The 12,882-nt window shown below is 48.8% G+C and carries 11 protein-coding genes, 1 other RNA gene and 1 pseudogene; 5 read left to right on the top strand and 8 right to left on the bottom strand.

The genetic code is table 11. The features are described 5' to 3' along the window. Nucleotides 1-34: 34 nt before the first annotated feature. Complete coding sequence (gene asnB / locus JZI27_RS01415; protein ID WP_280206415.1) at nucleotides 35-1,882, top strand: asparagine synthase (glutamine-hydrolyzing); 1,848 nt, start codon at nucleotides 35-37, stop codon at nucleotides 1,880-1,882. 62 nt (nucleotides 1,883-1,944) lie between these two features. Here the strand turns inward: asnB and JZI27_RS01410 are convergent, their stop codons facing one another. The 3 genes from JZI27_RS01410 to rnpB all read right to left on the bottom strand — a co-directional run bounded on the left by JZI27_RS01410 (nucleotide 1,945) and on the right by rnpB (nucleotide 6,319). Next, on the bottom strand, nucleotides 1,945-2,484 hold the full coding sequence (locus JZI27_RS01410; protein WP_122910086.1) for a hypothetical protein: 540 nt from the start codon (nucleotides 2,482-2,484) through the stop codon (nucleotides 1,945-1,947). A 617-nt stretch (nucleotides 2,485-3,101) separates the two neighbouring features. Beyond that, entirely contained in the window at nucleotides 3,102-5,447 is a 2,346-nt protein-coding gene (locus tag JZI27_RS01405; protein WP_280206413.1) for an S-layer homology domain-containing protein, read from the bottom strand. A 484-nt stretch (nucleotides 5,448-5,931) separates the two neighbouring features. Beyond that, nucleotides 5,932-6,319: RNase P RNA component class B (rnpB, locus tag JZI27_RS01400), an RNA gene on the bottom strand. 137 nt (nucleotides 6,320-6,456) lie between these two features. On the opposite strand from rnpB, the gene JZI27_RS01395 reads away from it, so the two are divergent. Next, on the top strand, nucleotides 6,457-6,765 hold the full coding sequence (locus tag JZI27_RS01395) for an iron-sulfur cluster biosynthesis family protein (protein WP_122910083.1): 309 nt from the start codon (nucleotides 6,457-6,459) through the stop codon (nucleotides 6,763-6,765). A gap of 15 nt (nucleotides 6,766-6,780) precedes the next feature. Further along, a complete protein-coding gene (locus tag JZI27_RS01390; RefSeq protein ID WP_057133780.1) occupies nucleotides 6,781-7,314 on the top strand; it encodes a gamma carbonic anhydrase in 534 nt (177 codons plus the stop codon). A gap of 82 nt (nucleotides 7,315-7,396) precedes the next feature. Here JZI27_RS01390 and JZI27_RS01385 read toward each other — a convergent pair whose 3' ends face one another. Further along, nucleotides 7,397-8,065 carry a DUF1385 domain-containing protein gene (locus tag JZI27_RS01385; protein WP_280206410.1) on the bottom strand — a complete coding sequence of 223 codons (669 nt, stop codon included), beginning with the start codon at nucleotides 8,063-8,065 and terminating at the stop codon, nucleotides 7,397-7,399. A gap of 77 nt (nucleotides 8,066-8,142) precedes the next feature. Between JZI27_RS01385 and yfkAB the strand changes: the two genes are divergently transcribed. Continuing rightward, nucleotides 8,143-9,258 (top strand): radical SAM/CxCxxxxC motif protein YfkAB, encoded by a 1,116-nt coding sequence (gene yfkAB, locus JZI27_RS01380; protein WP_057133782.1) that lies wholly within the window; start codon nucleotides 8,143-8,145, stop codon nucleotides 9,256-9,258. A 6-nt stretch (nucleotides 9,259-9,264) separates the two neighbouring features. Beyond that, nucleotides 9,265-9,393, top strand: a pseudogene (locus JZI27_RS01375) (small, acid-soluble spore protein, alpha/beta type); the annotation flags it as partial. A gap of 94 nt (nucleotides 9,394-9,487) precedes the next feature. Here the strand turns inward: JZI27_RS01375 and JZI27_RS01370 are convergent. The 4 genes from JZI27_RS01370 to JZI27_RS01355 form a co-directional block, all read right to left on the bottom strand. Continuing rightward, nucleotides 9,488-9,676 (bottom strand): hypothetical protein, encoded by a 189-nt coding sequence (locus JZI27_RS01370; RefSeq protein ID WP_122910080.1) that lies wholly within the window; start codon nucleotides 9,674-9,676, stop codon nucleotides 9,488-9,490. A 108-nt stretch (nucleotides 9,677-9,784) separates the two neighbouring features. After that, nucleotides 9,785-10,576 (bottom strand): carbon-nitrogen family hydrolase, encoded by a 792-nt coding sequence (locus JZI27_RS01365; RefSeq protein WP_057133876.1) that lies wholly within the window; start codon nucleotides 10,574-10,576, stop codon nucleotides 9,785-9,787. A 145-nt stretch (nucleotides 10,577-10,721) separates the two neighbouring features. After that, nucleotides 10,722-11,114, bottom strand: coding sequence for a LysM peptidoglycan-binding domain-containing protein (locus tag JZI27_RS01360; RefSeq protein WP_280206406.1), 393 nt, complete (start codon nucleotides 11,112-11,114; stop codon nucleotides 10,722-10,724). 192 nt (nucleotides 11,115-11,306) lie between these two features. Then, complete coding sequence (locus JZI27_RS01355) at nucleotides 11,307-12,842, bottom strand: fumarate hydratase (RefSeq protein ID WP_122910078.1); 1,536 nt, start codon at nucleotides 12,840-12,842, stop codon at nucleotides 11,307-11,309. Nucleotides 12,843-12,882 lie beyond the last annotated feature (40 nt).

Below are 12,882 nucleotides of genomic sequence, written 5' to 3'. Positions count from 1 at the left end.
AAATGTGCAACGCTTCAGGGAAGGGATGATACAGATGTGTGGGATTACAGGGTGGTTGGATTGGGAAAAGGACCTTTCCCAGGAGCGACCAGTATTACAGGCAATGACAGCATGCTTGAACAACAGGGGGCCGGATGCTGAGGGCTTTTGGCTTCATCCTCGTGTAGCTTTTGGCCATCGCCGCCTGGTAGTCGTGGATCCGACAGGTGGAAAGCAGCCGATGTCAGCTATCCATCGCAAGCATGCGTGTACGATGGTTTACAACGGAGAGCTGTACAATACGGAAGATTTGAGACAGGAATTGCTCGCTGCTGGTCACACGTTTCTCTCTCATTCGGATACAGAAGTGCTATTGCATGCTTATCTGGAATGGGGACCAGATTGTGTAGAACGATTGAACGGTATTTTTGCCTTTGCCATCTGGGATGAAAGAGCGCACCATTTGTTTTTGGCACGTGATCGCATGGGGGTTAAGCCTCTATTTTATGCACAGCGCGGGAGCTCCTTTCTTTTCGCCTCTGAGTTGAAGTCTCTTTTGGCCCATCCTGAAATCAAGCCAGTCCTTTCTCGTGAAGGCTTGGCTGAAGTTTTTGCTCTAAGTCCGGCACGGACCCCCGGACACGGTGTTTTTCAAAACGTACACGAGGTACGCCCAGGTTACTCCTTGATTGTTACCCCGAACGGCATTCGCAAGCATCGTTACTGGAAGCTGGTGAGTCAGCCTCACTCTGATGATCTGCGTACGACCACAGAGCGAGTAAGAGAGCTGGTAACAGACTCCATTCACCGTCAGCTCGTAGCAGATGTGCCCGTATCCACGCTCTTGTCAGGGGGACTCGATTCCAGCGTTATCACAGCTGTAGCCGCTTCTTCCTTCAAAGAACAGCAGCGTGGAATCCATCATACCTATTCCATCGATTATGTGGATAATGCCCGTCACTTTCAGTCCAGTTCGTTCCAGCCGGATGAAGACGCGCCATACGTCAAGATCGTGTCCGATTACCTGGGAACGGAGCATCGCACGATTACCTTTGACACGGCTGAACTGATCGATGCCCTCCGCACCGCAACACTGGCGCGTGATTTGCCAGGCATGGCAGATATCGACGCCTCTCTTTATCTCTTCTGTCGGGAAATAAAAAAAGAGACGACGGTTGTCCTATCTGGAGAATGTGCGGACGAGGTGTTTGGCGGCTACCCCTGGTTTCATCGGGATGAATTGCTCCACGCAGGTACTTTTCCTTGGGCAAAAGCCACCAGGGAACGTGCTTCCTGGCTCTCCCCAGAGCTGCAGGACTGGGTTAAGCCTGAAGCGTACGTCGCCCAGCGGTATGAAGAAACTTTGGATGAAGTGCCACAGCTGCCTGGTGAAGACCCGTTGGAAGCACGCCGTCGGGAGATGTTTTACCTAAATCTCAGCTGGTTCATGAACACCCTGCTGGACCGCAAAGATCGGATGAGCATGGCAGCCAGTCTGGAGGCGCGCGTTCCATTTTGTGACCACCGCATTGTGGAGTACGTGTGGAACATTCCTTGGCAGCTGAAAATGCACGGAAATCGAGAAAAAGGGATATTGCGCAAAGCGATGGAAGGCTATTTGCCCGATGAGGTCTTGTACCGGAAAAAAAGCCCCTACCCGAAAACCCATAACCCCGCTTACACGGAAGCCGTCCGTTCCTGGCTTTTGGAGATATTGAATGATTCGTCCTCGCCTTTGCTACCACTCATAGACGTACCCACCATTCGCCGTATCGCCAATCTGGACGCGGAAGCATCCGGAATTCCATTCTTCGGACAATTGATGAGCACGCCTCAGCTGTTCGCCTACCTTGGGCAATTGGATTTCTGGCTGAGAGAGTACCACGTAGCCATCCAACATTAAAAAAAAGCTCCTCGATGTCCTGGAAGGGTCCAGAGGAGCTTTTTGCTCCTCTCCCCCCGTATTTATGGGGGTTTGAGGAGTTTGTTTCTGCCATTTTGAAAGGGCTTTGACTTTCGTTTGGATGGCTGGCGAGCTGTAGTTTGTGCTTGCGGACGATAGCGCAGATCATAGTCACATCCAGTGCGCTTCATAATCGTGAATGCGACTGTTGGATTAGAACGAATCAAACGGTATTCGATCCGCATGTTTTTGCTTCCGCCACTCAATATCGCGGTGACTACCTTCTGATTGGGTCGATTTGCTTTCCAATGCAGGGATTGCACTTTCATGGGCAGAGGAGGATACGCGCGATAGGGTACACAAAGCTTCCCTTTAATCAGCCGGAGGTGGAGATTGCGGATCATTCTGTCTGTAAGTTTGATCCCCCAATACCGGCGAAAAATTCGCGATATTTTGCGCTTGCTATTGTATCGTTCGGGCAATGGCGTATAATCGACGCCATTTACGGTATACACAGGCTTCCCTCTGGGGGAAGAAGCGATCTGGGTCCATACTTGTTCAGCTTGTTCAATAAAATGCCTGAATTGCCGCAGCTGATCCAATACATTTCACCTCCTCCTTAAACCCTATGGAGAAAGGCTTATGCTAGTACGCCCTTTTGCTACCCGTTTTTTGGTAGGTTTCGGTCATCAGAACTTATGGCGAACTCCAGCTGCGTAACAGATAACGAAAAAGAAGGAGCACAAAGTAATATAGCAGTGCTGATGCAGCTCCTGCTCCGAATAAAAACAAACTTTTCTGCTCTTGAAACATCAGCCACATCAAAAACATGCCCGAGCTCGCATACAAAATAAGGTTTATCAAGAAATGAAGGATCCGAGAATAATGGAGTAGTTTCCCGGTGATTCGTTCAATGAGGATCGAAAAGGGTATCCCTCCAAGGACATAGACAGGTGTGGCGTATATGAGATAAATGAACAACAACGAGGAAAACGAAAAATAATAAGTGTCTGATTGGCGCTCCGAGACTGGTGTATATTGCATCATCGCCAAAATTGCACAGCACAGCAATGAGGAAATCAGAGCACTGATGAATTTGACAAGCATAGCTAATACCCTCCTTCGCTCCTTACACCGTACTTCAAGAAAATCATTTTGCCTAGTGAAAGATGAAAAAACGACCACTTCCATTTGATACAGGAAGCGGTCGTCTCTTAATTTATCGTTTCAATACCACGATCACGTACACTTGACCATCTGCTTTGGTCCACAGATCGACTTTATCCGTTTTCTTCACATCAGATTCTTTCATATCTGAACCATCATAATACTTCACTTTTGCATTCTCAGCCATTTTCAGACTGGTCGATACATCATCGAAGTACACGTATTTATCGCCATTTACACGCGATTCAATACCGATAAAGGAAACTTTGGATTCTTCCTTCTTACCTTGAGCAGAAGCGGCTGTAACCTCTTGATCCCTATTCAGCGTCAAGGTCACATACTCAAATTGCTCCAGATCTTCTACGGCATCCTCGTTATCAACGGTATACTTCTCACCGTCCACCGTGATTTTCGCGGAAGTGATTTCACCATTGTCCTCGCGAATTTCAACTTCCTCCACGATACCGCTCACTGTTTTCAAGGCTCCAGAAACTGCTTTTACCTTGCCTTCGCTGTCGAGTGTCAGTGTATACTCTTTGTCATTGGTTGCAGCATTATTGTCAATCGTAACACCAGATGCCAATTCGTACACTTTGCCATTCACAGTGATTTTGTCGCCCGTTTTTTTCGTTACATACCCTTTGACTGTTTGGCTCTCTACCTCAAGCTCCACGATATCGTTGGTGCCCAGGTTGTATTTCCAGGAAATGATCCGGTAATCGTTGAGCTGGTTTTCCTTGATCGTAGTAGCAGACACCTTTTTACCATCGATCGTCAGCTTGGCTGTAGCCAGAATATCGTACGTTTTCTTGTCGACCTTGATGGTTGCCAGATTCACAGGAGGTCCAGCCTGATAGGCCGTTGTATCTGCCACAACCTTGTTGCTCGCCACTTTGGTACCTTGCTCTACTTTCTTCAGGAGACCATCTTCGTCAAATGTCAGAACGGCGAGCTTGCCATCCTGCAATTCGTCGAGCTCATCTACTTCCTCTTCGTCCACAATCAGTTCAGTATCTTTGAATACCTCGTATTTTACACTGCCGATGATGATCAGGTTGTCATCCGTATCGACTTTGATCGTTTCCGTAGCGGTTAGCTTGGTGTAGACGACAGCTGTTACTTTTCCGTCTTCATCCATGGTCAGCTCAACCTGATCGCCTTTTCCCATGTCGGCAAAGGAAGCAGTCGCTTCTTTTGCTTGCGGATGCGCTTTTCCTTTAATAGTCGCGCTGTTGGTGAGTACGTATGTCTCAGAGCCAACCTTCAGCTCTTTTTTCGCATTGGTTCCGCTGACAGCAGAAATTTTCTCGATCAGGCCGGTTGTCGTATTCTTGGAGAAGGTAATGGACTCAACTCGTCCATCATCGCCCAGGACCGCAACGAATTTTTGTCCGATATTGGTTCGGGAGACATTGACCCCATTCACAACCTCAAGCACGATCTCTTTCCCTTTGACGATCGCTTTGAACTGCTTTTCATCCCCAATCGCCGAGCTGAAATTCAGGCCGGTTTTGACCACGCCTTCGACAATTTGTGATTCAGCGGTGGACACGATCAGGAAATCGATATTGCCTTTGTTTACGATGTATTGTACTTGTGCTCCAACGACGATATTACCGTACACCTGAGCTTTGTCAGACACGGTGATTTCCGAGTTTTGACCTGTTATTTTCAATTTCTTTGTAGTCTTGTTGTAGGAGGATACTACGCCTTTGACTACAGGCAGTTTTTGGTTCGTGCCATCTGCGTTGCCGTTGCGGTCGTAGTACGCTCCGTTGGCATAGACTGGCGTTTCCATGAACCGGCTTGTGTATTTCGATACGATGTCACGCTTGGCTCCTACAGTTGGTGTTTCAGCCGAGTCGTAAAGGCCTGCTTTGTTTGCTTCCAGCAGGTAAGGATAGTACCATTCCCCTACGGCAGAGGCGTTTACATTGATTTTCAGTCCTTGGACATAGACGGTCAAGGCTTCAGCAATCTTTACGTTGTTATTGGGTTTAAAGGTTCCATCCGGATATCCTTTGATGATCCCTTGGGAAACGGCCAGGTTGATGTACCCGGTAGCCCAGTGATTTGCAGGAAGGTCCTTGAAGACGGTTGTTCCTTGCAGCAATTTTGCTTGCTCTTCTGTGTACCCCATAGCGAGCACGGCTACTTTGGCAAATTCCGCACGGGTTACTTCGTTCTGCGGTCTGAAGGTACCGTCTGTGTACCCTTTGAGCACCCCAGCATAATTCAGTTTCAGAATCGAATCTTTATTCGGATTTTGGGCTATATCGGATAAAGGCAGTGCAGTGGCGGCAAACCCCAGATTGGGAAGCCCCAACATACCTACCAGGACGGCCCCGACCAACCCTGTTTTGCAGGCTTGTGCAGAACGCTTTTTGAAGTTTTGCAAGATAATCCCTCCGGTTAATGGGTGGTTGACTGACATGAACTCATTTTGAATCGATTCGCGAGTCCAATGTATTAGAACCACAAAATTGGTGAAGCGATCTATTTGACGTGATCTTTTTCAAAAAAGTTTCAAATCTAAGGAGTGGAAAAATATTCTTAGAAATTCAGCCTGTCATTTATCCCCCAGGATCCTGTGAACAAACAGTCGAGACTTATGTACAACTCATATGCATTCGAAGCCGCATCCATTCAACAGATCAAGATGTTTCATTCCCCCTAAATGAGCCAGAATCAAAGTCGAGAATCATCACGAAACTTTACTGCAACCTTCAAATGATTTTCAAAAATTTCCAATACTATCCTATCATCCGATTCTGAATAAATTCTAAATTTTAGGCGAACCATTTGCTAACTTCCAACAAATGAAATGCAAAAAAACCGCCTGAAAGAATCAGACGGTTCTTCATTTCGTTCCCAGCAGGAAATGCTGTAAGCCAGGTTCTGTATCTCCCGTGCTACATGCGGGAAAATCCCTCGCACCAAGAGCGGTAGCCATCTATCTATGGCATCTTCAGATACCATCCGTCCCTCCGTTCAATTCCTTTGGGACGGTTCCCCTACCAAATTTGGGTTTCTCGCTCGCAGGGTTTACCGCGTTCCATCTTTCCTGTCGCCAGGAAAGCTACGTTTCTGTGGCACTTTCAGCGTACTCGGGCCTCAGAGAGAGCCCTTTCCACGCCGTCAGCGAAGCGCGAGCCTCACTGCCCTGGTTTGCACCAGGTACGAACACTCCAAGCATCTCAGCCTGGGCGAGCCTGGACTTTCCTCTACCGCCAACCGGAAATCCGACCGCGGCAGCGACTACCCGCATTTCCTGCCAATCATGAATCAGTACAATTACTCTACCACACACCTGTTCGATGGTCAATAAAACTCCATTGGCTGCTCTGCCAAATTGTTCCCCCATACTTCCTGTAGTACAATGGAAGGTGCTACAAGGAGGGTGGATTATGATCATCATAACACCATATGCTGCTGCACGCCTTTCTTTCATGATCGCTGAAGAACCAGATGCAGACGAGCTGGGGATCAGGTTGGTTCCAACCACAACGGGATGCGGAAGCTATACGTACAGCATCGCGATAACAGAGAAGGAGCGCAGCGATCTGGAGCAGGATATAAGCGGGATTCGCCTGTTTTACAAGCAAACGGAAGAAGAGCAGCTGACGGGAATCGTCATTGATTGCGATGCAGCAACCAACCGCTTTTCGATTATCCATAGCAGGCCGCTTCAAAACGAATGTCCGCACATCAATTAATCAGGAGGCCATCCCATGTTACTACTGCCCTTTGAAAATTCGGTACCGCGTATCCACTCATCTGTGTTTCTGGCCAAAGGTGTCCTCGTTTCTGGAGACGTAGAGATCGGGGAGGATTCCTCGATATGGTACAATTGCGTAATACGTGGAGACATTGCTCCTACCGTCATCGGACGCCGGGTCAGTGTTCAGGATAACAGCACCCTGCACCAAAGCCCAAACAACCCTCTTATTCTGGAGGACGAGGTGACAGTAGGACACAACGCAGTTCTGCACAGCTGCATTGTGCGGCGCGGGGCATTGATCGGAATGGGCGCCATCATACTCGATAAAGCCGAAATCGGCGAGGATGCCATGGTTGCCGCAGGAGCGCTTGTCCCTCCAGGGATGAAGGTTCCGCCGCGCACACTCGTCGTCGGGTCTCCAGCGAAGGTAAAGCGCGAGCTCACCGAAGAGGATTTCAAGGAATTGCGACGCATCCGCCAGTCGTACGTAGACAAGGGAAAAATCTATCGCAAGCTGGAAGAAAACCCACTCGTCCGTGAATAGACAAGATTGAAAAAGCCGTTCTGCTTATACATAGCAGAGCGGCTTTTGGCTGTATTCCGTTTGGTCATGATCAAGCTGCTTCTCAAGGCGTCGTGTCCCGAATATGCTCAAACAGAAGGTAGGAACGGATCGCCGTTTCCAAGTGCATACGATCTGGTTCTTTGGTAGTAAAATGCTTTTGGGAAAAAGCGGATATCTGATAGACGAAACGAAAGCTTTTACGCAAGGTACGATCGCCGAACATCCCTGCCAGCATGGTCAATGCGCCGCCGATCAGGCTCCATTCCAGCGGCAAAAAAGTGATTGTGAGTAAAAATCCGGTGAAGAACCAGATCACCAGATTGGTTGAGCAGCCGTCGTTTACAATATTTGCTCGGGCGATTTCCCCCATCGCTTCCAGTGATTTTTTCCCTTGATAGCTAAATACCTTATGTTCGGCCCCATGAAATTTTTTCAGTTTTCGCGGAAATACGAAGTGAAAGCCAGCGAGGTAAATCCCAATCCACGCCGGGTTAATCATCGCCCACTCAGGCTGGAGCCAGGCGGCCACAGCATAACAGACGAGCAACAGATGAAAGAGCTGATAATACCAGGGAAAGGAGAAAAATATGCGGTACCATAGCTTTGCAATCGTGCGTATCGTCATTTTTTCTGCCCACAGGTGTATCACGCCATCTTTCACTTCAGCGCAAGCAAGCACGTGACGATCGTGAAACAAGACACCACGACCAAAAGATATTCCCATAATCATGTTGTGCTATTCTCCTTCCGTCCCAATGTCGTTATAATAAGTTGGTATGTTCACCGAAATGAAGGAGGTCCAATCCATTGATCCGCATGGTTCCAACCACACCCCTGAGACCCGGGCAAGATCCGTGGGAGCCGTTGTATGGTGTAACGCCGCCAGCCTATCAGCTAACCAGTGTCGAATTTACCGTGACCAATCTGTGCAATTTGCGCTGTGAGCATTGTGCAGTCGGGGATACACTACGATACAAAGATGACCCTGCCTTGCCGATTGACTTGATACTAAAACGGCTAGATGAGGCTTCAGATCTGCGTACTCTCAGTATAACAGGCGGGGAGCCTATGTACAGTGAGCGAACTGTCAAAGAAGTCATCCTCCCTATTCTCAAATACGCTACGGAGCGAGGACTGCGCACCCAGATCAATTCCAACATGACGATGCCTTTTTCCCGCTATGAGCTGATCCTACCCTACATAGATGTCATGCATATTTCATGGAACTGGGCGACTCCCGAGGAATTCCATGATATTGTTTACGCAAAAGGACGCCAAACGGTTTCAACAAAACAGGCAGAGAATCTGTTCTATGGAATCATGGAAAATGCGCGCAAGCTGGCGGACGCCGGTGTATTTGTCTCAGCTGAAACCATGCTGAATCACCGGACGTGGCCCAAGCTCGAAACCCTGCACGCACAAGTCCTGGAAATGGGCAGCGAGCGCCACGAAATCCACCCGATGTACGCAAGTGATTTTGCTCGCGATCTCGAGGTTCTTACACTCGACGAGCTACGTCAGGCTATCCATCACATGCTGGATATTCGCAACGAAGAGCTGTGGATGCTTTTCGGAACGCTTCCCTTTTTCGCGTGCAGTACTCTGGAAGCTGATCGTGAATTGATCCAGCGTCTCCATCGCAGCAAAACGGTCACAGTTCGCAATGATCCCGATGGTCGCAATCGTCTGAATCTGAACATCTTTACCGGCGATGTCATCGTGACGGATTTTGGTGATGTCGAGCCGCTTGGCAATATCGCAACAGATCGTTTGCAAACCATGTTCGAGCGCTGGCAAAAGCACGCCCTCAATCAAAAAATCAGTTGCTACTGTCCATCTGTCGGCTGCGCAGGTCCGAATCTGCTCGTTGCCAATACCTACTACCCGGAAATTGATTTTAGAGAGCGCAAGGCGATTCTGTAATCGGGCAAACCAGGCTACAATGGCCAATTGACATCCCATGATGCGGGAAGGATCGGTGGCCGACTCGGAGGGCAGATGGTGAAGGAAATGGTTCGAATGGCACTCGAAGCAAATCGTCCAAAAGGTCGCAGCTAAATATGATTCGTCTGGAAATGCAAAACACCCCGCTGTTTTTGGTTACAAAACGGCGGGGTGTTTCTATACAGATCCAGCGAATAGGTGGTTTCCTTTACTTAAGTCGATCCAATTTTTTGGCACTTGATTTTCGCGGACCAAGCATCGTGCGACTGATCGTATTTACCTTATGGAAGGAATCAAAAACCTGATCAAGCACCTCCACCAGCTCGCGAATTTGCACCACCTTTCCATAAACACCTGTAAAATGATGCCGTACTATTTTCCCATTCAGCCCGAACAAGCCCGCACCTCCTCTTCAACCTTTACTTATACCCTATGCACTAAAGGTCGTAGAGGCGATGAAGAACCACTCAGCTATGCGCCCATTTTTGGGAACAAACGATTGCGTTTATAGCTCGTATAAAGAGGATCGGCGGTCTTCAAAGACAGGGATGCGGTTCCGCGCTTCAGTTACCAATGCCATATCCAATTCTGCCCTGACGATTTCCTCCTGCTGCATGCCCTCAGCGATGACTTCTCCCCATGGATTGACCACCAGCGAATGACCGCAAAACATATTGCCTCCACCTTCTCCCACACGATTGCAGGCGACGACGTACACCTGGTTCTCGATTGCCCGTGCGATCAACAGCTGCCGCCAATGATCCAGTCTTGGATGCGGCCATTGTGCGGTGACGAAGACCACTTTGGCTCCTTGCAGAGCATGCACGCGCAACCATTCAGGAAAGCGTATATCATAGCAAATAACCGATGCAACAGTCTGTTCTTCCAATATGTATAAGCCTGGATTTTCCCCTGCTGTCAAATATTTATCTTCATTCATCAGTCGGAACAGGTGTACCTTCGAGTAAGAGCCAGCCAGTTGACCATCACGATCATAGGTATATGTAGTGTTGTACACCTTGCCCTCTCTCTTTTCAGCTACTGAGCCTCCTATGACATGGCATTTCAGCTTGAGTGCCACTTCGCGGAGCAATGTTTTTGCTCGCTCTCCACCCGGATCTGCGATTTCCTCCAAACGAGTCAAATCATAGCCTGTGTCCCATAGCTCAGGCAGGACGATGACATCGACTGGCTCTCCCAGTGACAATTGATTGACTAGGCGTTTTATCGTCTCCGCGTTTTTGTCTGGCTGACCAAAAGCGATGTCCATTTGGAGCATCGCGACCTTCCACTTCATAGGTCTCCCCTCCTGATCCCCTCTTTCCTTCATCGTAGCCTCACCACGAATTGAGATCAAGTGAAAATACGATAGAATTTTATGAAAAAATAGAAAGGCCCAAAAACGAACGTCTTCAGGCATTCCTATTGCCGCTTTATTTCAATTACGGACGTTGCGTTGGACGCGGAGTTCCAGTCGGACGAGGTGTAGCAGTTGGACGCGGACGAGGAGGTGCAGTCGGCGTAGGGGCTGGACGCTCCAGTCGAGTGACACGTGTCTCCAACCGATTGACGTGCTTCTCCAATTCATCAACGCGATCATCAACCTTGGTGAAATCCGATCGAAGCGCATCTACTCGATTTTCCACACGTCTCAGACGACGATCAATATCGCTTGTAGGTGATTCAGTCGGTGTAACCGGGATGAACAGTTTTTGACCGACATAAATATAGTACGGGTACGCGATGTTGTTGACGCGAATCAATTCCTGCACAGGTACTCCAAACCGTTGCGCAATGCTGTTTAACGTATCTCCAGAGCGAACGACATAGTTCACGAATAACCCCTCCCACACGGATATGTTTCGTTAATAACCTATGCCCGCCCGCCTGAGTCGGAAATAAACCAATACCCAATTTTCCGTAAATGGACGATTACCCAGTACAGATGCCGTTGCAGGCTTACCCTCATAAAGGCGCAAGCAAAAAGCCTCCGACATACCTTTCATGCCAGAGGCTTTCGTCCATTCTTATTTAAATACCGGTTCAGCGAATTGCGCCAATTTTTCCAGGGAAGATTTCTCTACATCTGCATGCAGGCTGTTTCCATGCGAATCCATGGTAACAATCGCAGCGAAGCCTTTGACGCGCAGATGCCACATTGCTTCTGGAACACCGAATTCCAAGAAATCTACACCTTCTACTTTTTCCAAGCATTCTGCATAGTACTGAGCAGCTCCACCGATTGCATTGAGGTATACAGCGCCATGCTCTCCCAAAGCTTTCAGTGTTTTGGCTCCCATACCACCTTTACCGATTACGGCGCGGATACCAAATTTCTTGATGATTTCACCTTGGTAAGGCTCCTCGCGAATCGAAGTGGTTGGTCCAGCCGCTTTTACATGCCACTCTCCTGCTTCGTCCTTCAGCATGACCGGACCGCAGTGGTAGATGATGCCGCCGTTCAGATCAACAGGGCAATCATTCTCCATCAGGTAGCTGTGCAGAGCGTCGCGTCCCGTATGCATCTCACCGTTAATGATTACCACGTCGCCGACTTTCAGGCTACGGATTTGCTCTTCTGTTATCGGAGCTTGCAGGACAACCTCGCGACGTTTTTCACCAGCATCATCAGTCGCTGCTACTGGAGTCAGATCCATCGCCACTTCTTCATCCTTGTAAAGGTAGCGAAGAATTTCGCCAGTTTCCGCGTTGAGGCGCACACCTTGACGACGGAAAGCCCAGCAGTTGTACGCTACCGACACGAAAAAGCTGGCAGGCAGACGGTTTTCCACGCCAATTTTGCAGCCGAGCAAAGTCGCGTTTCCACCAAAGCCCATGGTTCCAATGCCCAATTGGTTCGCCGTCTCCATGATATAGTCTTCCAGTTTAGCCAGATCTTCGATTGGGTTGACGTCGTCTACACGGCGGAACAGCTGATGTTTGGCCAATGAATAACCGGATGTACGGTCGCCACCAATGCCTACACCGATAAAGCCGGCACTGCAGCCTTGTCCTTGCGCTTGGTAGACAGCATGCAGGATGCATTTGCGGATACCATCCAGATTGCGGCCTACTTTACCCAGGCCTTCCAGCTCACAGGGCAGCGAGTATTGAATATTTTTGTTTTCACAGCCGCCACCTTTGAGGATCAGCTTGATCTCGATCTCGTCTTCTTCCCACTGTTCAAAGTGGATAACAGGCGTTCCAGGTCCAAGGTTATCTCCCGTATTTGCCCCTGTCAGGGAATCTACGGAGTTGGAGCGCAGCTTTCCTGTTTTTGTTGCTTCAGCGATCGCTTCTTTAATCGCTTTTTTGATGATCAGTTGGTTAACCCCGATCGGAGTTTTCACTTCAAACGTAGGCATACCCGTATCTTGGCAAATCGGAGATACATTCTCTTCCGCCATTACAACGTTTTGTGCAATGGTAGACAAAGAAAGAGCAGCACGTGTGCCCAAATCTTCATTCAATTTAGCTGCGTTGACGGCACGGCGCACGTCAGGCGGCAGGTTGGTGGAGGTATCTGTGATCAGCTCCAGGATGCTTTGTTTCAAGTTTTCCATCTATGACGCCCCTTTTGACGAAGTGGTGTGATTGGTATCA

This window comes from Brevibacillus sp. AY1, assembly GCF_029870785.1.
Taxonomy (GTDB): domain Bacteria; phylum Bacillota; class Bacilli; order Brevibacillales; family Brevibacillaceae; genus Brevibacillus; species Brevibacillus invocatus.
The sequence above is the reverse complement of the archived record's forward strand: the minus strand, read 5'-3'. Positions and strand labels throughout refer to the sequence as shown.

What these genes read in the sequence shown, in the direction of transcription:
- JZI27_RS01365 (WP_057133876.1), bottom strand. Translation starts at nt 10,576, where the DNA reads ATGAAGTGGAAGGTCGCGATGCTCCAAATGGACATCGCTTTTGGTCAG.
- asnB (WP_280206415.1), top strand. Translation starts at nt 35, where the DNA reads ATGTGTGGGATTACAGGGTGGTTGGATTGGGAAAAGGACCTTTCCCAG.
- JZI27_RS01390 (WP_057133780.1), top strand. Translation starts at nt 6,781, where the DNA reads ATGTTACTACTGCCCTTTGAAAATTCGGTACCGCGTATCCACTCATCT.
- JZI27_RS01395 (WP_122910083.1), top strand. Translation starts at nt 6,457, where the DNA reads ATGATCATCATAACACCATATGCTGCTGCACGCCTTTCTTTCATGATC.
- JZI27_RS01355 (WP_122910078.1), bottom strand. Translation starts at nt 12,842, where the DNA reads ATGGAAAACTTGAAACAAAGCATCCTGGAGCTGATCACAGATACCTCC.
- JZI27_RS01385 (WP_280206410.1), bottom strand. Translation starts at nt 8,065, where the DNA reads ATGATTATGGGAATATCTTTTGGTCGTGGTGTCTTGTTTCACGATCGT.